The sequence below is a fragment of the Acidocella sp. genome (assembly GCF_035535915.1).
Classification (GTDB): Bacteria; Pseudomonadota; Alphaproteobacteria; order Acetobacterales; family Acetobacteraceae; genus Acidocella.
In genome coordinates this window covers 1-25,527 of record NZ_DATLPB010000086.1, presented here as the reverse complement: position 1 = coordinate 25,527, position 25,527 = coordinate 1, and the positions used below count along the sequence as shown (strand labels likewise).

Annotated in this window: 26 protein-coding genes; 21 read left to right on the top strand and 5 right to left on the bottom strand. The window is 62.8% G+C overall.

All coding sequences use genetic code 11. The features are described 5' to 3' along the window. Positions 1–609 precede the first annotated feature (609 nt). Entirely contained in the window at positions 610–930 is a 321-nt protein-coding gene (locus VNC39_RS10970) for an antibiotic biosynthesis monooxygenase family protein (RefSeq protein WP_325399106.1), read from the top strand. 155 nt (positions 931–1,085) lie between these two features. Here the strand turns inward: VNC39_RS10970 and VNC39_RS10965 are convergent, their stop codons facing one another. After that, on the bottom strand, positions 1,086–1,934 hold the full coding sequence (locus VNC39_RS10965) for an ATP-binding protein (protein WP_325399104.1): 849 nt from the start codon (positions 1,932–1,934) through the stop codon (positions 1,086–1,088). Positions 1,935–2,009: 75 nt separating this feature from the next. Between VNC39_RS10965 and yajC the strand changes: the two genes are divergently transcribed. Further along, positions 2,010–2,354, top strand: a complete 345-nt coding sequence (yajC, locus tag VNC39_RS10960; protein ID WP_325399102.1) for a preprotein translocase subunit YajC — start codon at positions 2,010–2,012, stop codon at positions 2,352–2,354. 110 nt (positions 2,355–2,464) lie between these two features. Here yajC and VNC39_RS10955 read toward each other — a convergent pair whose 3' ends face one another. Then, positions 2,465–3,508, bottom strand: coding sequence for a polyprenyl synthetase family protein (locus VNC39_RS10955; RefSeq protein ID WP_408840585.1), 1,044 nt, complete (start codon positions 3,506–3,508; stop codon positions 2,465–2,467). Positions 3,509–3,547: 39 nt separating this feature from the next. On the opposite strand from VNC39_RS10955, the gene VNC39_RS10950 reads away from it, so the two are divergent. From VNC39_RS10950 to VNC39_RS10935, 4 genes are all read left to right on the top strand, one after another. Further along, entirely contained in the window at positions 3,548–4,273 is a 726-nt protein-coding gene (locus tag VNC39_RS10950) for a tRNA1(Val) (adenine(37)-N6)-methyltransferase (RefSeq protein ID WP_325399098.1), read from the top strand. A gap of 193 nt (positions 4,274–4,466) precedes the next feature. Continuing rightward, positions 4,467–6,323 (top strand): ribonucleoside-diphosphate reductase subunit alpha, encoded by a 1,857-nt coding sequence (locus VNC39_RS10945; protein WP_408840582.1) that lies wholly within the window; start codon positions 4,467–4,469, stop codon positions 6,321–6,323. A gap of 39 nt (positions 6,324–6,362) precedes the next feature. Beyond that, entirely contained in the window at positions 6,363–7,379 is a 1,017-nt protein-coding gene (locus tag VNC39_RS10940) for a ribonucleotide-diphosphate reductase subunit beta (protein WP_325399094.1), read from the top strand. Between the two features lie 204 nt (positions 7,380–7,583). Then, a complete protein-coding gene (locus VNC39_RS10935) occupies positions 7,584–7,871 on the top strand; it encodes a hypothetical protein (RefSeq protein ID WP_325399092.1) in 288 nt (95 codons plus the stop codon). Positions 7,872–7,976: 105 nt separating this feature from the next. On the opposite strand, the gene VNC39_RS10930 is transcribed toward VNC39_RS10935, so the two are convergent. Next, complete coding sequence (locus VNC39_RS10930; protein ID WP_325399090.1) at positions 7,977–8,627, bottom strand: DUF6134 family protein; 651 nt, start codon at positions 8,625–8,627, stop codon at positions 7,977–7,979. A 95-nt stretch (positions 8,628–8,722) separates the two neighbouring features. Here VNC39_RS10930 and VNC39_RS10925 point away from each other — a divergent pair, with 95 nt between their 5' ends. The 4 genes from VNC39_RS10925 to VNC39_RS10910 all read left to right on the top strand — a co-directional run bounded on the left by VNC39_RS10925 (position 8,723) and on the right by VNC39_RS10910 (position 12,362). Next, positions 8,723–9,241, top strand: coding sequence for a SixA phosphatase family protein (locus VNC39_RS10925; RefSeq protein WP_325399088.1), 519 nt, complete (start codon positions 8,723–8,725; stop codon positions 9,239–9,241). Positions 9,242–9,452: 211 nt separating this feature from the next. After that, positions 9,453–10,763 carry a citrate synthase gene (gltA, locus tag VNC39_RS10920; protein ID WP_325399086.1) on the top strand — a complete coding sequence of 437 codons (1,311 nt, stop codon included), beginning with the start codon at positions 9,453–9,455 and terminating at the stop codon, positions 10,761–10,763. Positions 10,764–10,889: 126 nt separating this feature from the next. Continuing rightward, entirely contained in the window at positions 10,890–11,210 is a 321-nt protein-coding gene (locus tag VNC39_RS10915) for an ArsR/SmtB family transcription factor (protein ID WP_325399084.1), read from the top strand. 93 nt (positions 11,211–11,303) lie between these two features. Further along, positions 11,304–12,362 carry an alkene reductase gene (locus VNC39_RS10910; RefSeq protein WP_325399082.1) on the top strand — a complete coding sequence of 353 codons (1,059 nt, stop codon included), beginning with the start codon at positions 11,304–11,306 and terminating at the stop codon, positions 12,360–12,362. A 124-nt stretch (positions 12,363–12,486) separates the two neighbouring features. On the opposite strand, the gene VNC39_RS10905 is transcribed toward VNC39_RS10910, so the two are convergent. After that, entirely contained in the window at positions 12,487–13,659 is a 1,173-nt protein-coding gene (locus tag VNC39_RS10905) for a YbfB/YjiJ family MFS transporter (RefSeq protein WP_325399080.1), read from the bottom strand. A gap of 72 nt (positions 13,660–13,731) precedes the next feature. Here VNC39_RS10905 and purC point away from each other — a divergent pair, with 72 nt between their 5' ends. The 11 genes from purC to VNC39_RS10850 all read left to right on the top strand — a co-directional run bounded on the left by purC (position 13,732) and on the right by VNC39_RS10850 (position 24,450). Beyond that, positions 13,732–14,496: a phosphoribosylaminoimidazolesuccinocarboxamide synthase gene (purC, locus tag VNC39_RS10900; RefSeq protein WP_325399078.1), complete on the top strand. Its 765-nt coding sequence runs from the start codon at positions 13,732–13,734 to the stop codon at positions 14,494–14,496. Further along, entirely contained in the window at positions 14,493–14,735 is a 243-nt protein-coding gene (gene purS, locus VNC39_RS10895; protein ID WP_325399076.1) for a phosphoribosylformylglycinamidine synthase subunit PurS, read from the top strand. Before purC ends, purS begins: the two co-directional genes overlap by 4 nt. Further along, a complete protein-coding gene (gene kch / locus VNC39_RS10890; protein WP_325399074.1) occupies positions 14,732–15,976 on the top strand; it encodes a voltage-gated potassium channel protein in 1,245 nt (414 codons plus the stop codon). The genes purS and kch overlap by 4 nt, the downstream gene beginning before the upstream one ends. Positions 15,977–16,200: 224 nt before the next feature. Further along, complete coding sequence (gene purQ, locus VNC39_RS10885; RefSeq protein ID WP_325399072.1) at positions 16,201–16,860, top strand: phosphoribosylformylglycinamidine synthase subunit PurQ; 660 nt, start codon at positions 16,201–16,203, stop codon at positions 16,858–16,860. Then, entirely contained in the window at positions 16,857–19,040 is a 2,184-nt protein-coding gene (purL, locus tag VNC39_RS10880) for a phosphoribosylformylglycinamidine synthase subunit PurL (RefSeq protein ID WP_325399070.1), read from the top strand. The genes purQ and purL overlap by 4 nt, the downstream gene beginning before the upstream one ends. Positions 19,041–19,051: 11 nt before the next feature. Then, a complete protein-coding gene (locus tag VNC39_RS10875; RefSeq protein ID WP_325399068.1) occupies positions 19,052–19,285 on the top strand; it encodes a BolA family protein in 234 nt (77 codons plus the stop codon). A gap of 12 nt (positions 19,286–19,297) precedes the next feature. Next, the gene (gene grxD, locus VNC39_RS10870; RefSeq protein ID WP_325399066.1) at positions 19,298–19,633 is read left to right on the top strand and encodes a Grx4 family monothiol glutaredoxin; all 336 of its coding nucleotides are present in this window, start codon (positions 19,298–19,300) and stop codon (positions 19,631–19,633) included. A gap of 181 nt (positions 19,634–19,814) precedes the next feature. Next, positions 19,815–21,005, top strand: coding sequence for a glycosyltransferase (locus VNC39_RS10865; protein ID WP_325399064.1), 1,191 nt, complete (start codon positions 19,815–19,817; stop codon positions 21,003–21,005). A gap of 202 nt (positions 21,006–21,207) precedes the next feature. Further along, the gene (locus tag VNC39_RS10860) at positions 21,208–22,068 is read left to right on the top strand and encodes an EAL domain-containing protein (protein ID WP_325399062.1); all 861 of its coding nucleotides are present in this window, start codon (positions 21,208–21,210) and stop codon (positions 22,066–22,068) included. Positions 22,069–22,294: 226 nt separating this feature from the next. Beyond that, positions 22,295–22,579 (top strand): DUF3253 domain-containing protein, encoded by a 285-nt coding sequence (locus VNC39_RS10855; protein ID WP_325399060.1) that lies wholly within the window; start codon positions 22,295–22,297, stop codon positions 22,577–22,579. A 110-nt stretch (positions 22,580–22,689) separates the two neighbouring features. Continuing rightward, positions 22,690–24,450, top strand: a complete 1,761-nt coding sequence (locus VNC39_RS10850) for an ABC transporter ATP-binding protein/permease (RefSeq protein WP_325399058.1) — start codon at positions 22,690–22,692, stop codon at positions 24,448–24,450. A gap of 154 nt (positions 24,451–24,604) precedes the next feature. On the opposite strand, the gene mnmA is transcribed toward VNC39_RS10850, so the two are convergent. Further along, positions 24,605–25,527, bottom strand: a 923-nt coding sequence (gene mnmA / locus VNC39_RS10845) for a tRNA 2-thiouridine(34) synthase MnmA (RefSeq protein ID WP_325399056.1), incomplete at its 5' end; no start/stop codon positions are given.

The following is a 25,527-nucleotide window of genomic DNA, read 5'->3' as shown; positions in this document are numbered from 1 at the left end:
TAGCCCCGGCCCCGAAGCTCTGGGTTTCCGCCTCTTTCGCGTAGGCCGGCGCCTGCTTTGCGGCTTGAGGCGCGTGGGAACGTGCGGAAGGCTCAGTACGCCTCGGCGCAGCGTTCACGCATAGCGCCCTGGCAAAGAGCACAAGAAGCAGATAGGCGGATAAAATCGCCACGAAGAGCAATTGTTCCTCCTTATTATCGTTCGCCGTCATACGGCAAGGCCGTTATTCTAACACTGCGTCACGGAGTCTTGTCCAGGGGTGGCTTTGCCAAAAGGATGGGCGGCGGGACGACGGTTCGATCCGTCTTGTGGGCGCCCGGCGAACTCGCCCCGCCCTCCGCAGGCAAGCAGGCCATTCTCGCCGGCAGCATGAATGGCCGACACGACGCCCCACACCAATCGCCGGTCAACAAAAAACCCCGGATCACTCCGGGGCAAGTCTTTTGGGATGTCGACGGTCGATCGTCGGCAAATGGACGATAGGCCCGTTAATAGGAAAAGCTAGCGATTCTGACGCATGCCCGGCATTCCCGTCGCGGCGGGCTTGCTTGTTCCTGGCGGGCGGACGCCCATCTATCCGACGGCCCTAGACGACAAAGGAACACGCGCATGTACATCGCCATGAACCGCTTCAAGGTCGCGCCCGGCTCGGAGGCCGATTTCGAGCAAATGTGGAAGAGCCGGGAGAGCCATCTGCGGGGCGTTCCAGGGTTTGTGGAGTTCCATCTGCTCAAGGGGCCGCAGCGCGCGGATCACGCTCTGTATGCCAGCCACTCGGTCTGGGACGATCAAGCCGCGTTCGAGGCCTGGACCAAATCGGCCGCCTTCCGGGCCGCGCACGGCCAGGCCGGCCCCCGGACCGGCAACGCGCCCTCTTACATGGGACCGCCGGAATTCGAGGGGTTTGAAGCCATTCAAGTGATTAAGTGAGGGAAGCGGCCGCTTTTTGAAAAAAGCGGCCCAAAAACTTTTGTTATGCTGGGCCATGGGCGTTGTCGGCCGCAACGCCCATGGCCCAAACTAACAAAGTTTTTTTGCTACTTTTTGTTCACAAAAAGTAGGCCTTCCTTCCCTTCCCCTGCCTGTCAGGCCCCCAAGCGCACGCCCAGCCGGCCGGCGATGTCCTGGATGAACTGCCAGGCCACCCGGCCCGAGCGCCCGCCCCGGGTCACCGACCATTCCACCGCTGCCGCGTGCAACTCCTCGGCGGAGATCGGCAGTTTATAGGCCGCCGCGTAACCGTCGATCATGGCGAAGAACGTGTCCTGGTCACCATTATGGAAGCCAAGCCACAGACCGAACCGATCCGAGAGCGAGACCTTTTCCTCGACCGCCTCACCGGGATTGATCGCGGTCGAGCGTTCATTGTCCATCATGTCGCGCGGCATCAGGTGGCGGCGATTGGAGGTGGCGTAGAACAGCACGTTCTCCGGCCGCCCCTCGATGCCCCCGTCCAGCACCGATTTCAGCGCCTTATAGTCCGCATCCTCTTTCTCGAACGAGAGGTCATCGCACAGGATCACGCAACGCCTTGGCTGCTCGCGCAGCACGTTCAGCAGCGTGGGCAAGGTGCGGATGTCCTCGCGATGGATCTCGATCAGCGCCAGGGCGCCCGGCTTCATGCGGTTCACCTCGGCATGCGCGGCCTTCACCAGAGAGGATTTGCCCATGCCGCGCGCGCCCCAGAGCATCGCGTTGTTGGCCGGCAGCCCTTCCGCGAAGCGCCGCGTGTTCTCGAGCAATATGTCCTTTTGCCGGCCGATGCCTTGCAACAGCTCCAAGGCCACGCGTGACACACGCGGCACCGAGGTCAGCGCGAAGCGTTCCGGGTGCCACACAAACGCGTCGGCCGCTTGCAGATCGGGCGCCTTGGGGGCCGGCGGCGCCAACCGCTCCAGGGCCGCAGCGATCCTGCTCAGCGTCGTTTCATCCATTCTTCAAAACTCCTAGTTGACTGCGTCGCCGCGCAACCTATGGTCCGCCGCATCACACGGCAACCAGGAGCCCAAATGTTCATCTCGCCAGCCTTTGCGCAAACGACGGCCGCCGCCGGCGCGTCCAGCCCGTTCGCCTCCCTCGTCCAGTTCGCGCCGCTGGTCCTTATTTTCGTCGTCTTCTATTTCCTGCTCATCCGCCCCCAGCAGGCGCAGCAGAAGAAGCAGAAAGCGCGCCTGGCCGCCATCAAGCGCGGCGATAAGGTCGTGACCGCCGGCGGCGTCGTGGGGCTGGTGAAGAAGGCCGCCGACGGCGCCAATGAAATCGAAGTCGAAATCGCCCCGAACGTCACGGTCAGCGTGGTCCGTTCGACGATCACAACGGTGCTGGCGCCGGAAGCGGCGAACGATAAGAAGTAAGAAAGCGGCCGCTTTTTAAAAAAAGCGGCGCAAAAACTTTTGGTTACGCTGGGCCTGTGGCGTTGAAACCGCACGGGCCCAAGTTCAAAAAAGAAGCGCTTTCTTCCTGTCTAAAACCGCCGCGCGGTGGTGTAACGCGCGACGTCCATCAGCGCCTGGCGCATCGGTGAGTCCGGAAAAATCTCCAAGGCCGCGCAGGCCGAGGTCACGAACGCATCGGCCCGTGCCAGGCTGCGCCCGGTCGCATCGATCTTGCGCATGAAGCCTAGCGCCGTCTCCAGGTCGGTTTCCGTCTGTTCGCCCCGGCCGATCGTGCGCGTCCAGAATTCCGCCTCTTCACCCTCGGCCGCGGCAATCGACAGCAGCACCGGATAGGTCAGCTTGCCTTCACGAAAATCATCGCCGATCGTCTTGCCGAGCAGCGCCTGATCGGCGCTGTAGTCCAGCGCGTCGTCCACCAGCTGGAACGCCATGCCGAGATCCATCCCATAGCTCCGCAGCGCCGCGCATTCGGCGGCGGCGCGCTCGGCGATCACGCCGCCGACTTCGCAGGCGGCGGCGAACAAGGCCGCCGTCTTGCCGCGGATGACGTCGAAATATTTTTGTTCCGTGGTCTCAAGGTCATTCTGCGTCGTCAGCTGCAGCACCTCGCCTTCGGCGATGGTGGCCGAGGCGGCGGAGAGAATGCGCAGCACCTCCAGCGACCCGTCATCGACCATCAGCTGGAACGCCCGGGCGAACAGGAAATCCCCGACCAACACCGACGCCTTGTTGCCGAACACGGCATTGGCGCTGGCCGAGCCGCGGCGCAGCACCGATTCGTCCACCACATCGTCATGCAGCAGCGTCGCGGTGTGGATGAACTCCACACAGGCGGCGAGGCTGACCTGCCGTTCCCCCTCATAACCGCACAGCCGCGCGGTGGCCAAAGTAAGGAGCGGCCGCAGCCGCTTGCCCCCGGAGGCCACGAGATGCGCCGCCAGCTGCGGGATCAGCGCGACCGGGCTGTCCATCCGCGCGACAATCGCATGGTTGGTGGCGAGCAGCTCCGTCTCGAGCAGAGTTGTCAGCCGCGTCAAAGCATCGGTCGTCACAGGCGTTGCACCATCCAATTTATCACGCCCTAAATTGCCAGGGGGAATAACCTCGCGCATCATATCGGGCGGACGGAAAAAAGGGTCAAGGCGGACGGCATGGGAGAGTACACGGCGGGCACGCTTCTCGGCGGCCGCATCACTTACCGGCAGCGCCGCGACGGCCATCGTACCGGGTTCGAGCCGGTTTTGCTCGCCGCCGCCATCGCCGCGAAGCCGGGCGAGCGCGTCCTGGAAGCCGGCACCGGCGCCGGCGCCGGCCTGCTCTGCCTCGCTGCCCGCGTTCCCGGCCTTGTCGCAAGCGGCCTCGAGCGTGATTCCGCGCTGGCTCAGTTGGCCAACGTTAATTTCAAAGACAATGGATTGGAGACGTTTTTCTGTGTCCAGGGCGATGTCGCGCGCCCACCGTTTCCGCGCGAAACATTCGATCATGTTTTTGCCAACCCGCCCTGGTTCGATCACGCCAGCACGCCGCCCCCGGACGCGCGCCGGGCCTTGGCCCATCATGGCGATCCCGCCTTGCTCGGCGACTGGGTGGCGGCTCTGGCCGCCATGCTCCGGCCGCGTGGCAGCCTCACGCTGATTCTGCCCGCCGCGTCCTTCGCGCAGGCCGCCGCGTCGCTCCGACTCGCAAATTGCGCCGGCGTGACCCTGTTCCCGTTATGGCCGCGGGGCGGCCAGGCGGCCAAGATGATCATTCTCTCCGCCCGGCGCGGCGGGAAAAGCCCCGATCGCGTGCTGGCCGGCCTGGTGCTGCATGATGAGGCCGGCATTACCGAGGCGGCCCAGGCCGTCCTGCGGGACGGCCACGCCATCAGCCTCTGAGCCGCCGGCGACAGGCTTGCATCGTGCGCCTCTAGAACATAATAGGAACATTCTGTTGGGCCCGCGCCGGGCCGCCAGCGACTCGGCCGGCCAAAACTTTTCTGGCGCATTACATTTAGTCATGGCTATCCTGGACAATGACCATATGTTGTGGTCTGCAAATTTTTACTCAGGGGGAACGGTAATGAAAATCATGGTTCAACCTGAAACGGCGCTGCTCGATGACGGCGTCCAGATGCGCGACCGACCTCAAGTTCACATCGATCGTTCCCGCGACGCGTTGCTCACCGATTTCGGCCGCGCCACACTCGACGACCGCTATCTGATGCCCGACGAGAGCTATCAAGACCTGTTTGCCCGCGTCGCCTCTTGTTACGGTGACGATGCCGCGCATGCGCAGCGCCTGTACGATTATATGTCGAAACTATGGTTCATGCCGGCCACGCCGATCCTCTCCAATGGCGGCACCTCGCGCGGCCTGCCGATTTCCTGCTTCCTCAACGAGGCCGATGACAGCCTGGAGGGTATTGTCGGCCTCTGGAACGAAAATGTCTGGCTCGCCGCCAAGGGCGGCGGCATCGGCTCCTATTGGGGCAATCTACGCTCGATCGGCGAGAAGGTTGGCCAGAATGGCAAAACCTCCGGCGTCGTTCCCTTCATCCGGGTGATGGACAGCCTCACGCTGGCGATCTCCCAAGGTTCGCTGCGGCGCGGCTCGGCGGCGGTGTATCTGCCGGTCTGGCATCCCGAGATCGAGGAATTCGTCGAAATCCGCCGCCCCACCGGCGGCGATCCCAACCGCAAGGCGCTGAACCTGCATCACGGCATCCTGATCTCCGACGCGTTCATGCGCGCGGTCGAAAGCGATGCGCAATGGGGGCTCACCTCGCCCCGGGACCGCGCCCCGGTGCGCAGCATCTCCGCCCGCGCGCTGTGGATCCGCATCCTCACCGCCCGTATCGAGACCGGCGAGCCTTATCTGATTTTCTCCGACCACGTGAACAATGCCCGCCCCGAGCAGCACAAGCTGGCCGGGCTGGAAGTGAAGACCTCCAATCTCTGCGCCGAGATCACGTTGCCGACCGGCCTCGACCAGCATGGCCGTGAACGCACCGCGGTGTGCTGCCTCTCCTCGCTGAACCTGGAAAGCTGGTTCGCGTGGCACCAGGACGAGCGCTTCATTGAAGATTTGATGCGCTTTCTCGATAACGTGCTGAGCGATTTCATCGCACGCGCGCCCGACACGATGGAAAAGGCCAAATATGCGGCGATGCGCGAGCGTTCCGTTGGCCTCGGGGTGATGGGGTTCCACTCCTTCCTGCAAGCGCAGAACGTGCCTTTCGAGAGCGTCATGGCCAAGGTGTGGAACATGAAAATGTTCAAGCATATCCGCGCCGGCGCGGACGCCGCCTCGGTCAGGCTCGGCCGTGAGCGCGGCGCCTGCCCCGACGCCGCCGAATACGGCATCCAGGAACGTTTCAGCCACAAAATCGCCATCGCGCCCACCGCCTCGATCTCGATCATCGCCGGCAATGCCTCGCCCGGCATCGAGCCGATCGCCGCCAATGTATTCTTGCAAAAAACCCTGTCCGGCAGCTTCACTGTGCGGAACCGTTCATTGCAGAAACTGCTGGCCAATTATGGCAGGGACGATGACGAAACCTGGTCTTCGATCACGCTCAACAAAGGCAGCGTGCAGCATCTCGGCTTTCTCACCTCGCACGAGAAGGACGTGTACAAAACCGCCTTCGAGCTGGATCAGCGCTGGATCATCGAGCATGCGGCGGACCGTACGCCCTTCATCTGCCAGAGCCAGTCGGTGAATCTTTTCATGGCCGCCAACGTCGCCAAGCGCGACCTGCACCGGATCCATTACCAGGCGTGGAAGAAGGGCATGAAGTCGCTTTATTATTGCCGTTCCCTATCGATCCAGCGCGCCGACAATGTCTCGGAAAAAGCGGTGCGCCCGGACGAGCTGCCGTCTCCCGCCCGCGCGGTCCCAGAAGCGGCGCCCCAGGCCAATGACGAGGAATGCCTCGCCTGCCAGTGACGCCCGACTGTTCTGCTCTTCGATAAAGGCCAAGCCCCCATGACCGACGCCACCAAACTGGACCTGTTGACCGAGAACCCGGTCTACAAGCCGTTCCGCTACCCTTGGGCCTATGAAGCCTGGCTGACGCAACAGCGCGTGCATTGGTTGCCAGAGGAAGTTCCGCTCGCCGACGACGTGAGGGACTGGCACAAAACCCTCACCGGGCCCGAGCGTAACCTGCTGACGCAGATCTTCCGGTTCTTCACCCAGGCCGACGTCGAGGTGAACAACTGCTACATGAAGCACTACGCGCAGGTCTTCAAGCCGACAGAAGTTCTGATGATGCTGTCCGCTTTCTCAAACATCGAGACGGTGCACATCGCCGCCTACTCGCACCTGCTCGATACCGTCGGCATGCCGGAACTCGAATATACCGCCTTCCTCAAATACAAGGAGATGAAGGACAAATACGATTACATGCACGGCTTTCGGGTCGACAGTAAGCATGAGATCGCCAAGACCCTGGCGGCGTTCGGCGCCTTCACCGAAGGGCTGCAGCTGTTCGCCTCCTTCGCGATCCTGCTCAACTTCCCGCGCTTCAACAAGATGAAAGGCATGGGCCAGATCATCACCTGGTCGGTGCGCGATGAATCGCTGCACTGCCTGTCGATCATCAAGCTGTTCCGCACGTTCCTGCAGGAAAACCCGGAGATCTGGACGAAACAATTGCGAATGGAGATTTATTCCGTATGCCAAACGATTGTCGCGCATGAGGATGCGTTTATCGACCTCGCTTTCGAGCTGGGGCCGGTCGAAGGGCTGACGGCGGCGAGCGTGAAACATTATATCCGCTACATTGCCGACCGGCGGCTGACGCAGCTTGGGCTCGACGCGCTCTTTCACGTCGACAAAAACCCGCTCCCCTGGCTGGACGAAATGCTGAACGCGGTGGAGCACACCAATTTCTTTGAAAACCGCGCCACCGAATATAGCCGCGCATCTACAACCGGAAGTTGGGAAGACGCATTTGCGGATTTCGTCTCGACGGAGTTACGCACGCCCGGAGAAATATAGCGCAGTTTCACAAAGACTTTTCAGATGCGCAACTGGTCTGCTAGGTTTCATGACAGTGCTGTGGCGTTGCTCTTTTGCATGGTACCTCGCCTAACTCGACTATAATGCGTCGGATGATCTTTTACCCACTTGACCTGACGCGGCAAACAAAAGACACGAGATTAGTTACCAGCAGGTTGCCTCAACTTCATTTGGATCGATAAAATGGTAAGCACGACCGGCTCTGATGACGATCTTGATAATGCCCCCCGTACGTTGGTCGGTGCGCCGCGCTATAGTCGCCGTCTATCCGACAAGATTCTGCTGGCCTTCCATCACGCCTGCGACCAGGGCGATTATGAAATCGCGCAACAATTGCTGCATATCCTGGAAGGCATGCTGACGCGCCGCACCGTGCCGCCCGACGCCAACCGCCGCAAGAGCATCGAAAGCCTTGTGGCCGCGCATGAACGGCTTTGGCATCTGCGCCATCCGGAGCAGAATTACAGCTAACTCAATCTCCGGTTGATAGCCTTATTGAAACCGCAGCGATAACGTTGTGTCACGCGGCGCGTACACGAAACCGATCCCCGCGCGAGGCGGCGCCCGCGCGGGTTTTTATGCCGGCAGCCTCTCGTAAGTTTCGTAACCGTCGACATGGAAGGCAAGCCCCGACCATTGCGCGTACTGGTCGTACCAGACGCTGAGATGCAGCTTGCCGGTCACGTCGAAACGTTGCGCCACCACCGAGCCGCCATCGGCCGTTGGCAACCGGTTCCAGCCTGGTGACCTCACGATCGCCGGATAGCTGTGCGCAGTCTGGATATTGAGGATCGTCCCGTACAGCATCGCTTTGTTCCAATAGGTCAGCGGCAGCGTGTTCGGGTGCCCGATATAGCGCGGCACATGCGTGCCCTTGATGGCGTAGCCATTGGCGATACGCTCTGCCTGAACCTGCAGGTGATTGCCGTTGTCATTCACCTGGCTATAGACGCTTTGAAACGCCCCGTCCGACCAGATCTCGGTTGCCTGGGCCGTGTAGCGAAAAAAGGAAATTCCCGCGAGCCGCACGAGGAGAGCGACATGCAGATCGACGCGAAGCGTGTCCCCGCTCTGGGTAAAAACGAGATGGTGCTCGCCGATCGGCGTGCCATTGCGCAACACCCTGAACCCGATTCTACCGCTGGGCGGCACCGGCAACGGCGCGGCCAAGGCCGGCCCCGCCATGGCGCTCGCCCCCGAACTCAACAGAAACAGCCTTCGGTTCATGCGTCTTCTTTCCTCTTGAAACGCAGCGCGGCCACGTACCGCATCGCGCATAGATAGGGGCGACAGTTCCGGCATGCCATGGCACAATGGCCCACATGCACCAGCTTATCCTGCTCCGCCACGCCAAAGCGGCAGCCGCCGGCGGCGGCTGCGACCATGACCGCCCGCTGACCGATACAGGCATCGAAGCCGCCGCCAGAATCGGCCGCGCCATGCGCCAGGCAGGGCTCGCCCCCGACGTCGTGCTGGTCTCCCCTTCACTGCGCACGCAACAAACCTTCGCGGCGCTCGAAGCCGCCGGGGTCTGGTCGGAATGGCCGAACGTGGAACTCCTGCCCGCCTTGTACATGGCCGCGCCGTTGCAGATGCGCGACCTCCTCCGCGGCCTCCCGGAAACCGTGCGCAGCGCCATGATCATCGGCCACAATCCCGGCCTGCACGAGCTGGCACGCAAACTGGCGGGCACCGCGCCCCAGCACCCCGCGCAGGCCCGCCTGGCGGAGAGTTACCCGACCGCGACCCTGACCGAGTTCCTGATCGCCACGCCCTGGCGGCAGATCGGCGCCAGCACGGCCAGCCTGCAGCTTTTCGTCGCCGCCAAAGACCTCGCCTGAAACACAAATCCGCGCCATCCTGGTTAAGCGCGGCTTTTTCAAGCCGGCCGGCTCCAGCCCTGCGCGGCACGCTTCCGTCCACCCCCTTTACCGCATGCGCGAAGGCTTGCTTTTCGGACCGGCCGGGATTTTATACCCCTGCCTTACCAGGCGATAGTTTGAGCTAATTGTTCCAAGAGAACGCCAAAAATCCACGAGAAGGTGACTCCGCATGCCCCAAACCGCCACAAGCCAGCAGGTCGGCACAGCGACCCTAACCCATGACAACAAAATCGCGACCCTGCCGATCCTGAGCGGTTCGCTCGGCCCGGCTTGCATCGACATCCGTAAGCTGCAGAACGAACTCGGCATCTTCACCTTCGACCCAAGCTACGGCGCCACCGCCTCTTGTGAAAGCTCGATCACCTATATCGACGGCGATGAAGGCATCCTGCTCTATCGCGGCTACCCGATCGAACAGCTCGCGGAAAAATCCACCTTCCTCGAAGTCGCCTACCTGCTGATGTACGGCAAACTGCCCCAGCAGGAGGAGCTCACCGCCTTCACCCATGGCGTGACCATGCACACCATGCTGCACGAGCAGATCCGCCGCTTCTGGGACGGGTTCCGCCGCGACGCCCACCCGATGGCGATGCTGTGCTCCGTGGTCGGCGCGATGTCGGCCTTCTATCCCGACAGCATCGACATCCACGACCCCAAGCAGCGCGAGATCAGCGCCTTCCGCATGATCGCGAAGATCCCCACCATCACCGCCTGGGCGCATAAATACAATGTCGGCCAGCCGCTGATCTATCCGCGCAACGACCTCACCTATTCGGAAAACTTCCTGCATATGTTCCACGCCGTGCCGGCGGAACCCTATAAGCAGAATCCGATCCTCACCCGCGCCATGGACCGCATTTTTATCCTGCATGCGGACCACGAACAGAACGCCTCCACCTCCACGGTGCGTCTGGCCGGCTCCACCGGCGCCAACCCGTTCGCCTGCATCGCCGCCGGCATCGCCTCCCTGTGGGGCCCCGCCCATGGCGGCGCCAATGAGGCGGTGCTGAAAATGCTCGCCGAAATCGGCCACAAGGACAACATCCCGGACTTCATCAAGCAGGTGAAGGACAAGAACAGCAACGTGAAGCTGATGGGCTTCGGCCATCGCGTGTACAAGAACTACGACCCGCGCGCGAAAATCATGCAGCACACCTGCTACGAGGTGCTCGGCGAACTCGGCATCAAGAACGAGCCGATGCTCGACCTGGCGATGGAGCTGGAGAAGATCGCACTGGAAGATTCGTATTTCGTCGACCGCAAGCTCTATCCGAACGTCGATTTCTATTCCGGCATCATTCTCAAGGCCATGGGCTTCCCGACCCAGATGTTCACGCCGATCTTCGCCCTGGCGCGCACCGTCGGCTGGATCAGCCAGTGGATGGAAATGATCGAAGACCCGCAGCAGCGCATCGGCCGCCCGCGGCAAATCTATACCGGCGCTCCCTCGCGCGATTACGTGCCCATCTCTGCCCGCTAGGCACGCTCCATAAATAGGCAAAGGGGCTCCGCCCCTTTGCCTATACATTACGTGCATTTCACAAATGCGGGATACGCATGACTTTGGCGGGTGTATATCGGAATGCGGCGATATACATATCGCTGCATGACGATGCCCGCGGACGGCCACGATCTCTTCGAAGAGCAGCTCAAAGCCGTTTCCAGCCCCGTACGGCGAGAAATTCTCGCGCACATGAAGCAGCCGGCACAGAATTTCCCCGGCCAGGAACATCCCTATGAGTTCGGCGTTTGCGCCGGGAAAATCGACGAAGCCTGCGGCCTGTCGCAATCCACCGTCTCGGCCCATCTGGCGGTGCTGCAGCATGCCGGGCTGATCACGGCCAAACGCGTCGGCCAGTGGGTTTTCTACAAGCGCAACGAACCGGCCATTGCCGCGTTTGTCGTGAAACTCGGGCGGACTTTGTGAGACTCCGTTCCGCCGCGCGGGCGTCGATCTCGGTCGCGACCCTGCCGTTCGCCTTCCTTTCCCGTTTCGTGCAACCTTGGAGGATTTCCGCTTATGCCAACTTTGTTTGACCCGCTGAAACTCGGCGACCTGACCCTGCCCAACCGCATCATCATGGCCCCCCTCACCCGCGCCCGCGCCGGTGCGGTGCGCGTGCCCAACGCGCTGATGGCGGAATATTACGTCCAGCGCGCCTCCGCCGGGCTGATCATCGCCGAGGCGACCTCCGTCACCCCGATGGGCGTCGGCTATGCCGATACGCCGGGCCTGTGGTCAGACGAGCAGGTGAAGGGCTGGAAGCTCGTTACCGATGAAGTGCACAAAGCGGGCGGCCGCATCTTCGCCCAGCTCTGGCATGTCGGCCGGATCTCCGCGCCGCTCTTCCTGAACGGCGAACGCCCGGTCGCTCCCAGCGCCATTGCCGCCAAGGGCCATGTCAGCCTGGTGCGTCCGCAGCAGGAATATGTCACCCCGCGCGCGCTTGAAACCGCGGAAATTCCGGCCATCGTCGAAGCCTACCGCAAGGCGGCGATGAACGCGCAGATGGCCGGGTTCGACGGCGTGGAGATCCACGGCGCCAACGGCTACCTGCTCGACCAGTTCCTGCAGGACAGCACCAACACCCGCACCGACAATTATGGCGGCAGCATCGCCAAGCGCGCCCGGCTGATGCTGGAAGTCACCGACGCGGTGCTCTCGGTCTGGGAGCCGGGCTCGGTGGGCCTGCACCTGGCGCCGCGCATGGATTCCCATTCCATGGGCGATTCCGACCGTCTCGGCACCTTCAGCTATGTCGCCCGCGAGATGGGCGAACGCGGCATCGCCTTCATCTGCGCGCGCGAGCACAAGGCCGCGGACTGGATCGGCCCGCAACTGAAAAAGGCCTTCGGCGGCCTCTATATCGCCAATGAAGGCTTCACGCTGGAAAGCGCCCAGGAAACGCTGGCGCTGGGCGAGGCGGACGCCGTGGCCTGGGGCAAGCTGTTCATCGCCAACCCGGACCTCGTCGAACGCTTCCGCACCGGCGCCGCGCTGAACACGCCGAACAACGAGACTTTCTATGCGCCCGGCGCGCAGGGTTATACCGACTATCCCAGCCTGAAGGCTGCTTAAGGTAGGAAGTAAGCGCTACTTTTTGTGAACAAAAAGTAGCAAAAAAACTTTACTATGCTGGGCATGGGCTTTGTCGCCGACACAGTCTCAGGCTCAGCATAACAAGAGTTTTTGCGCCGTTTTTTTAAAAAGCGGCTTCTTTCTTTGTCCGCGCAGCGCCGACCACCAGGGCGGCGCTGCCCACCAGCGCCACCACCCCGATCCCGAACAGCAGCAGAAAGCTGCCCGTGGCGTGGAACAGATGCGAGAACCCGGCGGCGGTAAGCGCCTGCATCACCGCATAGGTCATGGTGGCGATCCCCCAATCGGCGGCCAGCCGTTCGGGCGGCACCATCCCGGCAATGGCGCCGGCGGCCAGCATGACCCCTCCCAGCCCCACCGCACCGACGCCGACGGCGGAAAGATCGAGCGCGAAGCTGCTGTCATTGGCCAGTGGCAACGCCACGGCGCCGGCCATCACCGCGTAGCCCAGCGCCAGGGTCGGGAGAAAGCCGAAGCGGTCGGCGACTCGCCCCAGAATCACCGGCCCCAGGGCCGCGGCCACGCCCAGCCAGGCGAACACATCGGCCCCGGCGGCGACCCCGCGCTGCAAGCCGATGGCGACGAAACTCGACAGAAACAGCATATGCGGCACGAATCCGAATGCGGAACCGGCATAGGCGACCACGAGCAGCAGCACCGCCCGGTTCAGCTTTGCCTCGCCGCGCTTCGGTGGGCTGGCGACGATGGCCGAGTCCGGCATCAGCCACGCCACCGCCAGCGTTGCCGCCGCCGCAACCAGGCCCAGCACGATCCAGGTGAACACCAGCCCCTGGCTCACCAGCAGCGGGATCAGCAGCGAACTCAAGGTGATGCCGGTGCCCATGCCGGCGAAGGTGATGCCGCCCACCCGCCCTTTGCTCTGCGCCGGCGCGCGGCCGACCACGGCGGCCGCCATCAGCACCATCAGCACCCCGCCGGTGACCCCGGAAAGCAGCCGCCAGAAACCGAACCAGACCAGGCCCCAGTTCAGCGCCGAGGCCAGCAGCGACAAGGCGGTAAGCGCCATCAGCCCGACGATCACGCGCTTGGCCCGGAGCCGCCCGCGCCAGAAGCGCATAAAGGCGGCGCCGAAAAAATACCCCAGGAGATTGACCGCCCCCAGCCAGAAGGCGGCGCTGGCGCTGTACCAATGCGCCTTGACCAGAGCCGGTACCAGCGGCCCGTAGCCGAACCGGGCGATCCCAATCCCCACCAGCATTGCGAGCAACCCACTGACCGCAGCGCGATAGAGGGGAAAAGATGTCTTATCGTCCATGCGATGGCAGGCATAGCGCGACCAGCGCTTGGTTGGTATAGACCCTGACCATTGATTTTCTGAAGGTACGAAATGGCCCGCCGCCGGCAGCTTTATGAAGGCAAAGCAAAAATTCTGTTCGAGGGACCGGAACCCGGTACCCTTGTGCAATATTTCAAGGATGACGCCACGGCGTTCAACGCGCAGAAAAAGGGCACAATCACCGGCAAGGGTGTCCTGAACAACCGCATCAGCGAATTTCTGATGACCAAGCTGGCGGAAATCAACATCCCGACGCATTTCATCCGCCGCCTGAACATGCGCGAGCAGCTCATCAAGGAAGTCGAGATCATCCCGGTCGAGGTTGTGGTCCGCAATGTCGCCGCCGGCAGCCTGTCTTCGCGCCTGGGCATTCCCGAGGGCACCCGCCTGCCCCGCTCGATCATCGAATATTATTACAAGAACGACCAGCTCAACGACCCGATGGTCGCGGAAGAGCACATCACCGCCTTCGGCTGGGCGACGCCGCCAGACATGGACGACATCGTCCATCTCACTTTGCGCATCAACGACTTCCTCACCGGCCTGTTCCTCGGCGTCGGCATCACTCTGGTCGATTTCAAGGTAGAATTCGGCCGGCTGTACGAGAATGAGGACATGCGGATCGTCCTGGCCGACGAGATCAGCCCGGACAATTGCCGTCTCTGGGACGCCAAGACCAACGAGAAAATGGACAAGGACCGCTTCCGCCGCGATCTCGGCAAGATCGAGGAAGCCTACCAGGAAGTCGCCCGGCGCCTCGGCATCCTCCCGGAAGCCGGCAGCCGCGATCTCAAGGGCCCGGAGATGATGCAATGAAAGCGATCGTGACCGTGATGCTGAAGGATGGCGTGCTTGACCCGCAGGGCAAGGCCATCGGGCACGCCTTGCACACGCTCGGCTTTCCGCAGGTCGGCGACGTGCGCGCCGGCAAAATCATCGAACTCGAACTCGACGAGACCGACCGGGCGAAAGCCAAGGCGGCCGCCGAGGAAATGGCGAAAAAGCTGCTCGCCAACACCGTGATTGAAAGCTTCCGGGTCGAGCTCACCGGTTGAGGTTACGCGGGGACCTCTTCCGCCGGTCTCGTCTTCAGCCGGATTTCCGGCGCTTCGCCCACCGTGTCCGGCTCTATGCCTGGTTCCCGCATTTGCCGATCGCCTTTGCCGTCGGCGGTGCGGGGGCGCTCGCTCTGGTGCCGACCATCAGGCATTTTCTCTATGAATATTTCCACCTCAACCTCAGCGGGCTGTTCGATGCGCTCCATCCGCTGACGGCGGGCATTCCCCCCATGGTGCTGAGCGGCGTGCCCAACGCCGTCATCGGCTGGATGCAGATTTTCGTCGCCCTCGGCTTGCTGCTTCGCTCCCGCGTGGCGTGGATTTCCGCCTTGCTCATCACCGTGGCGCAATTGGTGCTGGCGGTCGGCTACACGCATTATTCCTGGCACTCCAGCACGACTTTATACCTTGCCGCCCTGATCATCGCGCTGGCGATCACGGGACGGGCGTTTCAAAAATCCTCGCTGGCCGCCGGCACGTTGTTTGCCCTGGCCGCCACCGGCCTGATGCTCGCCTACGGCGTCCTCGGCTCGCTGATCCTCGGCCAGGGCTTCACGCCGGCCATCATCACATTCCAGCAGGCGGCCTATTTCACGGTCGTGACCATGTCCACGGTCGGCTATGGCGACATCCTGCCGAAGAGCGACGATGCCAGGCTGTTCGTCGTCTCGCTGATCATCGTCGGCATCAGCGTCTTCCTCACCTCGCTCACCGCCGTGATCGGCCCGCTGGTGCAGGGACGCCTCAGCCGCATCATCTCCCCGGAGCGAAAGCCCATGAAACGGATCGACCATTTCATCATTGCCGGAGACGGCGCCCTGGCCCGCAACACCGCGCGCGAATTGCTCGCTCGCTCCTGCCCGGTGCTCATCATCCTCACCGAGGAGACCACCGCCGCTTTCGGCGAGGCTGAAATTCTGATCGGCGATGCCACCGACCTCGACGTGCTGCGCCGCGCCGGCGCCGAAACGGCGCGCGCCGTTCTTGCTTTGTCCAACGACGACGCCGAAAACGCCTTCGTCATCCTCGCCTTGCGCGAACTCGCCACGGACGCCAAAAAAGTCGCGGCGGTCAGCAACCGCAAAAACCTGGAGCGGGTGCGGCGTGTGCAGCCCGACATGATCCTGGCCCCCAACGTGTTCGGCGGCGAGGTCCTGGCCATGGCACTCATGGATGAAAAAATCGACGGCGCCAGTCTCGTGTCGCGGTTTCTGGACGTAAAGGCGCAGCATAGTTAAGGAAGTGGCCGCTTTTTTGAAAAAAAGCGGCGCAAAAAATTTTTTCTATGCTGGGCCGTGGGCTGTGTCTGGGACAACGCCCTTGGCCCAGAGTCATAAAGTTTTTTTGCTACTTTTTGTTCACAAAAAGTAGCGCTTCCTTCCTCTACGCCGCGATTCGCTTTCAGGTCTGGTGCCCGAAAGTCCCGCTTTACTTCCCCGCCGCCCTTCGGCAGATGAGCCCCATGCGCACAGCAATCCTTCTTTTTCCCGGTATCAACCGCGAGCGTGACATGGCGATCGCGGTCCGTCAGAGTTTTGGCGCCGAGCCGAAAATGGTCTGGCACAAGGAAACCGACCTGACCGGCATCGATCTCGTCATCATTCCCGGCGGTTTCTCGTTCGGCGACTACCTGCGCTGCGGCGCCATGGCCGCGCAGAGCCCGATCATGCGTGCGGTGAAAGACCATGCCGCGCGCGGCGGCTATGTGCTGGGCGTCTGCAACGGCTTCCAGATCCTCACCGAAGCCGGGCTGCTCCCCGGCGCGCTGCTGCGGAACGCCTCCCTGCGCTTCCTCTCCATGGACGCGCAGCTGAAGGTTGAGCGCAACGACACCGTCTTCACTGCGAAATACGCGAAAGGCGCGGTTTTCCGCGCGCCGTTGGCCCATGGTGACGGCAACTACACCGCCGATACCGCGACGCTGGACCGGCTCGAGGGCGAGAATCTCGTCGCCTTCCGCTATGCCGATGGCAACCGCAATGGCTCGGCCCGCGACATTGCCGGCATTTATTCGCCGAATCTGCGCATCCTCGGCCTCATGCCGCATCCCGAGGATCTGGTGGACCCGCTGCTCGGCGGCACCGATGGCAAACCCCTTTTCGATTCACTGGCCGCCGCATGAAAAAAGTTGACGCCGCTCTCGCCAAATCCTTCGGCCTTAACGCCGAGGAATATGCCAAAGTCCTGGAGATCATGGGCCGCACGCCGAGCCTCACCGAGCTTGGCATTTTCTCGGTCATGTGGTCGGAGCATTGCTCCTACAAATCCTCGCGCGTCTGGCTGAAGGAACTGCCGACCAAGGCGCCATGGGTGATCCACGGGCCGGGCGAAAATGCCGGCGTGATCGATATCGGCGAGGGCATGGCCGCGATCTTCAAAATGGAGTCGCATAACCATCCCAGCTTCATCGAGCCCTACCAGGGCGCGGCCACCGGGGTCGGCGGCATTCTGCGCGACGTGTTCACCATGGGCGCGCGGCCCATCGCCAACCTCAACGCGCTGCGCTTCGGCGACCCGGCGCTGCCGGTGACGAAGCGCGTGGTCGATGGCGTGGTGCGCGGCATCGGCGGCTACGGCAATTGCGTGGGCGTGCCGACCGTCGGCGGCGAGGTCAATTTCCACCCCGCCTATAACGGCAACCCGCTGGTCAACGCCATGACGGTCGGCATCGCGGCGCAGGACAAGATCTTCCTATCGGCCGCCGCCGGCATCGGCAACCCGGTGGTCTATATCGGCAGCAAGACCGGGCGCGACGGCATCCATGGCGCGACCATGGCCAGCACCGAGTTCGACGCCTCCTCCGAGGAAAAGCGCCCGACCGTGCAGGTCGGCGACCCGTTCACCGAAAAGCTGCTGATCGAGGCCTGCCTGGAGCTGATGCAGACCGACGCCATCGTCGCCATCCAGGACATGGGCGCGGCCGGCCTTACCTCCTCCTCCGTGGAAATGGCCGGCAAAGGCGGAGTCGGCATCGAGCTGATCCTCGACGACGTGCCGCAGCGCGAGACCGGCATGACCGCCTATGAGATGATGCTCTCGGAAAGCCAGGAGCGCATGCTGCTGGTGCTCAAGCCCGAGCGCACCGAAATGGCCCGGGCCATCATCGAGAAATGGGATCTCGACTACGCCATCATCGGCCATATCACCGATACCGGGCGCATCGTCGTCAAGCATAAGGGCGCGGTGGAGGCGGATATTCTGCTCGCCCCCCTGGCGGACGCCGCCCCGCTTTACCGCCGCCCCATCGCGGAGACGCCGAAGCCGGCGCCGCTCGGCCCGGTGCACAGCGACATGAAGCTGGGCGACGCGCTGCTGAAACTGATCGCCAGCCCCGATCTGTGCTCGCGGCGGTGGATTTTCGACCAGTACGATTCCACAGTCGGCGGGCAGACGGTAAAGCGCCCGGCCCAGGCGGATGCCGCCATCGTCCGGCTGGAGGGCACCAAACGCGCTTTGGCGCTGACCACGGACTGCACCCCCCGCTATTGCGTGGCCGACCCCGAGGCCGGCGGCGCGCAGGCGGTGGTAGAAGCCTGGCGCAATATTTCCGCGACCGGCGCGACCCCGCTCGCCATCACCGACAACATGAATTTCGGCAATCCGGAAAAGCCCGAAATCATGGGCCAGTTCGCGGCCGCGATCAAAGGCATGGCGGCGGCCTGCACGGCGCTCGACTTCCCGGTCGTGTCCGGCAACGTCTCGCTTTACAACGAGACCGAGGGCAAGGGCATCCTCCCGACTCCGGCGATCGGCGCCGTGGGCGTAATCGAGGACGCCGCGAAAGCGGTGGGCCTGGCGCTGAAACCGGATCATGACCTGATCGTGATCGGCGCCAGCAAGGGGGAACTCGGCCGCTCGCTCTGGCTGCGCGAGATCCTTGGCCAGGAGACCGGGGCGCCGCCTGCCATCGACCTCGCCGCCGAACGCCGAAATGGCGAGTTCGTGCGCGCGCAAATCCTCAGCGGCAAGGTTGCCGCCTGCCACGACGTCTCGGATGGCGGCCTGCTGGTGGCGGTGGCGGAAATGGCCCTGGCCGGCGATGCCGGCGTGGACCTGACCGCGCCGGAGACCTCGCACGCCTTCTGGTTCGGCGAGGAACAGGCGCGCTATGTGCTCTCTGTGGAAAGTGCGCAGGACCGCGCCGCCCTTCTCGCGGCGGCGGCACAGGCGGGCATCCCGGCCGTGGAAATCGGCCGCGCCAACGGCAACGGGAAATTGACACATTCGGATACCGTCGCCATATCTTTGCCACAGTTGCGCGAAGCCCATGAGCGGTTCTTCCCCTCCTGGTTCGCCCTGTAAGGATTCGAATTATGGCGATGACTGCCGGCGAAATTGAAGCCTTGATCAAAGCCGCATTCCCGGATGCGAAAATCACGATCGAAGACCTGGCCGGTGACGACGATCACTTTGCCGCAACCGTGGTGACCGAGGCGTTTCGCGGAGTACCCCGCGTGCGCCAGCACCAGATGGTTTACGCCGCTCTGCAGGGACGCATGGGCGGAACCTTGCATGCACTGGCCTTGCAAACCGCAGCTCCCGAATAAGGATTTAACTGTATGAACAACCCCGTCTTTGCCGATATTCAAGCGCAGATCGACGCCAACCCGGTGCTGCTCTTCATGAAGGGCACGCCGATGTTCCCGCAATGCGGCTTCTCCGCCCGGGTCATCCAGATCCTCAAACATGCGGGCGTGCCGTTCAAATCCGTGAACGTGCTGGAAGACCAGGAAATTCGCGAAGGCATCAAGGCGTTCAGCAACTGGCCGACCATTCCGCAGCTTTACGTGAAGGGCGAATTCGTCGGCGGCTGCGACATCATCACCGAAATGTACCAGTCCGGTGAGTTGCAGACCCTTCTGTCCGAAAAAGGCGTTGCCCAGGACGCTGCTTAACCGCAGAGAAAGAAAGCGCTTCTTTTTGTGAACAAAAAGAAGCAAAAAAACTTTGTTAAACTGGGCCCGTGCCGTTTCAGCGTCTCAGGCCCAGCGTAAACAAAAGTTTTTGCGCCGCTTTTTTCAAAAAGCGGCTACTTTCTTAGCCGGCCCAGAAGAATAAAAAGGCAGGCCGTGCCGCATGCGCTATGTCTTTCTCACCGACGAATTGCCGCGCCCCGGCTCCGCCGGTCATCTGGCGATGAATCATGCGATTATTTCCTGGCTGCAGGGGCTGGACCATCAGGTCACGGTGCTGCTGCTCGGCGCGCGGCTGGCCTGGCCGGCGCAGCGCTACGGCATCGCCCCGGTGGCCGGCCCGCAAATCGTCGCCCGCGCCGGCCATGTGCTGCCGCGCTCTCCCCGTGCCCTGGCCGCCATTTTGCTCCGCGCCGCGGTCCGCTTCCTGCCGCCCCCGGCCGCGCGCTGGGTTCGTCGCCGGCGCCATCAGGCCGACGCGGTGCTTGGCCAGTTCTGCAGTGCGGCCGAGGCCGATTGGGCGGCGCGCTATATCGCCAGCGAGAAACCCGATGCCGTGCTAGTCGACACTTTGTTCCGCGCCGCACCCCTGGCCGCGCCGGCACTGCGCGGCATCAACAGCGTGATCATCGCTCATGATGTGTTTCACCGCCGCCACCGGGCCCTGGCCGAGGCCGGCTACAGCGTGCAACCGCAGCGCCTCACCTGCGCCGACGAGATCGCCGCGCTCAGCGGCGCGCGCTGTATCGCCGCCATTCAGCACGACGAGGCCGCCTTGCTGCAAAAACTCTGCCCGACGCAGCATGTGCTCGCCGCGCCGATGCCGGCCTCGCCTTGCCCGCCCCCCGCCGGCTGGCGGCGCACCCCCAGGCGGCTGGTCTTCGTCGGCAGCGCCAATTTACCGAATCTGGACGGGTTGCGCTGGTTTTTCACTGAAATCTGGCCGCGCCTGGGCGGCAATATCAGCCTCGACCTGATCGGCGATTGCGGCGCGGCGCTCCGCGCCGTGCCGGCTGGCGTGACACGCCATGGCAGGGTCCAGGACCTGCGCACGCAGCTCCACGATGCCAGCCTTGCGATCTCGCCTTTGCGTGTCGGCTCCGGGCTGAAGATCAAGCTGCTCGACTATGCCAGGCACGGGCTCGTCACGGTCGCCACGCCTTGCAGCCTGGAAGGGTTTGCGCCCGATGTTTCCGCCCCCTTTGTCGCGGCCTCATCTCCTGAAGATTTTGCCGCCGCCATCCTCAAGCAATTGGCCGTGCCGGCACGGTCCGGCCTCGCCCTCGATTACGTGACGCGGCATTACAGCCTCGAGGCCAGTTTCAGCGCCTTACGCGCGGCGCTGGAGGCTTAAGGGGAAGAAAGAAGCCGCTTTTTGAAAAAAGCGGCGCAAAAACTTTGTTATGCTGGGCCTGAGACTGTGTCAGCGACAACGCCCATGACCCAGCATAATAAAGTTTTTTTGCTACTTTTTGTTCACAAAAAGTAGCACTTGCCTTCTGCTTTTTTGGCCATTTTTCGGATCTTGTTAAGGTCTCTGGGCGAGACTTCGTCTCATGCCCCATTCACCGCCCTTCCCTGCTCCCAGCCGCGCCGTCATTCTGCCGGCGTCCACGCTCCGCCACGAGCCACGGCCGCGCAGTGAGCGGCACGACACCGCCGAGCGCCGGCGGGTGACGCGCCGCTTGCGCCATGCCCTCGCTGCCGGTGATTTGCAGCTCCACTACCAGCCGCTGGTGGCGCTGCAGTCCGGCCAGATCCGTGGCGCCGAGGCTTTGGTGCGGATGCGGCATCACCGTCTTGGTCTGCTTTCGCCGCAGCATTTCATGCCAGGTGTCGAACAGGCGGACATCATTCTCGAACTTGGCAGCTGGCTGGTCGAACAGGCTTGCGTCCAGGCGGTGAGCTGGCCGGAACCCGCCCGCGTCACCGTCACATTGGCATTGCGGCAATTGCAGCACCGTAAATTCATTCACCAGATTCTGGAACGGCTGGGCCGTACCGGCATCGCCCCCGAGCGGTTGGAATTCGTTTTGACCGAGGCCATGCTGGCCGACGCCTCAGCCAACGTCATCTTCAACCTGAAAGCGTTGCAGGGCCTTGGCATCAGCCTGGCACTGGCCAATTTCAGCGCCGGGCACGCCAAATTTCCGGCACTGCGCCACATGCGGCTCACGACCCTCCGGCTCGACCGCTCCCTCACGCAGGGCGTCGATGACGGCCCCGCGAGCAACGCCATGATCCGGGACGCCATCGAGGCCGGGCACGATCTCGGCGGCACGACGTTGGCGGAAAATGTCGACACCAAGCGGCAATTCAACAAATTGCTGAAATGGGGCTGTGACGAAGGGCAAGGCCATTATTTCGGCCCGCCGCTTGGCGCGGCGCAATTGGTCGCTCGGCTCGGGCAAACCTGATCAACACCCGCGACCCCCGATCGCGACGGTCGCTCGGTCACGTGATCGTTGCGGGCGCGCAGGTCGGCACGGACCCGATGATGCTACGTTTTGCTACAAAACGCGGGACCGCGTTTTTTTCAGGAAAAATACCGGGCTTTGCGGCTTTGGCCACGGCATGTTCAAAATGGCGGCTTTCTATCGGGCACGGCTTTCGGCATAAAGCTTGCCAAAGAACCGCTTGCCAATGAACCGCATGGACCTCATGACCGCAACTTCCGATCCCGCCGAACTGGCGATCCTTAATCTGCTGGCCACGCGCGGCGATAAATCAATTTGCCCGACGGAAGCGGCCCGCGCGCTGGCCGGCCATCCCGAGGGCGACAAATGGCGCGGCAGCCTGTCGCCCGTGCGGCTGGCCGCATTCCGTCTCGCCAAAGCCGGCCGGATCGAAATTCTGCGCAAGGGCAAGCCGGTTCCGCCGGAAGAGGCGCGCGGGGTGATCCGGCTGCGATTGACGAAAACGGCTTGATCCATGCGCCTACCGCGCCGGCCGCTTCTTTGAGACACCGAACATGATTTTTTCGGGATGAGCCTCATCCGGGCCAAATCCACCGCCCTGCAGCAAAAGGTTTCCGATTGATGCGCCGTTCAATGACCAATTTCTTCACCGGATTGCAGGAAGGCTGGGCCCTTGCCCGCCCCTATTTCTCATCCGAGGAACGTGTCTTCGCGATCGGCATGCTGGTGGTGATTATCACTTTGAATCTTCTGATGGTCTTCATCAACGTCGTGTTTACCTATTGGAGCCGCGATTTTTTCAACGCGATCCAGGCCTATGACGCCAAATCCGTGATCCATCTGATCTACCTCTACGCTCGCGCGCCGGGGGAGCCCTACCCGATGCCGGGCTTTATCGAAATCGCCATCGCCTACATTCTCATTTACGTGTATTCCGCCTACCTGAACCAGATGCTGCAAATCCGCTGGCGGCAATGGCTCACCGGGCATTTCGTGAAGAACTGGCTGGCCGACCGCGCCTATTATCACATCAGCCTCAACCAAGGCGCCAGCAGCATTGTCGACAACCCCGACCAGCGGATTTCCGAAGACCTGAACTCGTTCACGAACAACACTCTGGCGCTCGGCCTGAATTTCATCTCCAACGTCGTCACGCTGCTCAGCTTCATCTTCGTGCTTTACGCCATTTCAGGGTCGGTGAAGCTCTTCGGCATCACAATCCATGGCTATATGGTCTATGTCGCCGTCCTCTATTCCGTGTTCGGGACACTCTTCACACATTTGATCGGGCGCAAGCTGGTGCCGCTTACCTTCAACCAGCAGCGGGTCGAAGCGAATTTTCGTTTCGGCCTGATCCGCGTGCGCGAGAATCCGGAAGCCGTCGCTTTGTATGGCGGCGAGACTGAAGAGCAGACCGCGCTACGCGAACGGTTCCAGGCGGTGTTCGAGAATTTCTGGGCGATCATGCGCCGAACCAAGGCCCTGAACTTTTTCACCGCCGGCTTTAACCAGGTGGCGAATATTTTCCCGCTTCTGGTCGCTTTGCCGCGCTATTTCTCGCACCAGATCGCCCTTGGCGGCCTGACACAAATCACCAGTGTCTTCGGCCAAGTCCAAGGGGCTTTTTCCTGGTTCGTCAGTTCCTACCAAGGACTGGTGACTTGGCGCGCCACCGTCTCCCGTTTGCATGGCTTCCAAGAAGCCGTGAGCGCGGCGCGGCTGGCCGCTTCCAGCGGGCCTCAGCGCAGCCAGCCCGGCGCGGCGCTCAAGTTCAACAATCTGACTCTGACCTTGCCGGACGGGCGGCGTGTTCTCGACCATGCCAGCCTGTCGCTGCCGCCGGGCCAGCCGGTCACCCTGACCGGCCCCTCCGGCATCGGCAAATCCACCTTATTCCGGGCCATTGCCGGCATCTGGCCCTTTGGCGATGGCGAGATCACGCCGCCCACAGGCACGGTGCTGTTCCTGCCGCAGCGCCCTTACTTCCCGCTGGGCAGCCTCAAGCGCAGCGTCGTCTATCCCGCTCAGGAACAGGATTTTTCCGACGACGCGGTGCGCGCGGCCCTGGAGGCGGTCGAACTGGGCGGGCTGGCAACCCGGCTGCAAGACACGGCGAACTGGGTGCAAATTCTGTCCGGTGGCGAACAGCAGCGCCTGGCCCTCGCCCGGGCATTGCTCATCAAGCCCGACTGGCTGTTCCTCGATGAGGCGACCTCAGCTTTGGATGCGCCGCTGACCGCGCGCATTCAGGCGGTATTGGCGGCGGAGCTGCCCAACACCACCATCGTCGCGATCATGCACCGCGATATGGTGGGGCCGGCCGACCGGCATCTGACACTCGCCAATGGCGCGCTGGCTCCGGTTGGGACGACGGTCGCTTAAGGGAAGAAAGTAGCCGCTTTTTGAAAAAAGCGGCACCAAAAACTTTTGTTATGCTGGGGCATGGGCGTTGTCGCCGACACAGCCCATGACCCAGCATAACAAAGTTTTTTTGCTACTTTTTGTTCACAAAAAGTAGCGCTTACTTCCTTCCTTTTTAAAGAATAAATCCACCGCCCAGGATACGCGAGCCGTCATAAAACACCGCCGCCTGGCCGGGGGCGGCAATGGCGGCTTCATCCAGGGTGACGAGGGCGCCGGTGCCGTCACTTGTGATCGAGGCTGGGTGGAGGCCGTCCCGTGCGCGCAGTTTCGCGGTCGCGCGCAGCACGCCTTCCGGCGGATCGATCAGCCAGTTCACGTCGCGCAGCCTGATCTCCCGCCCGGCGGCACCGCGCGGCCCGACGATGATGCGCCGCGTGCCGGGCTCGATGCGCTTCACCGCGATCGGCGCGCCGGCGCGCTGCGCGGCGTTGCCGAGCCCCTTGGCCTGGCCCACCGTGTAACGGGCGATGCCCTGGTGCGTGCCCAGCACCGCGCCATCCTCGGTGACGATCTCGCCCGCTTCCAGCGCTTCGGGGCGGAATTTTTCGACGATGCCTGCATAGGTGCCGCTCGGCACGAAGCAGATATCCTGGCTGTCCGGCTTTTCCGCCACCACCAGCCCCATCTCCGCCGCCAGCGCTCGCACCTCGGCCTTGGAGACCATGTCGCCCAGCGGGAAGCGGCAGAATTCCAGTTGCTCACGCGTGGTGGCGAACAGGAACCAGCTCTGATCGCGCGCCGGATCGGCCGCCTGATGCAGTTCTGCACCATGCGGCCCCTCGAGTCGGCGGACATAATGGCCGGTTGCCATCGCCTCGGCGCCGAGGTCACGGGCCATGCCGAGCAGATCGCCGAATTTCAGATGCTGGTTGCAGGCGATGCAGGGCACCGGGGTCTCGCCACTGGCATAGCTGTCGGCAAACGCCGCAATCACGCTGCCGCGGAAGCGCGCCTCGGAATCGATCACATAATGCGCGATCCCCAGCCGGTCCGCGACCCGTTTCGCGTCGTGGATGTCCTGCCCGGCGCAGCACG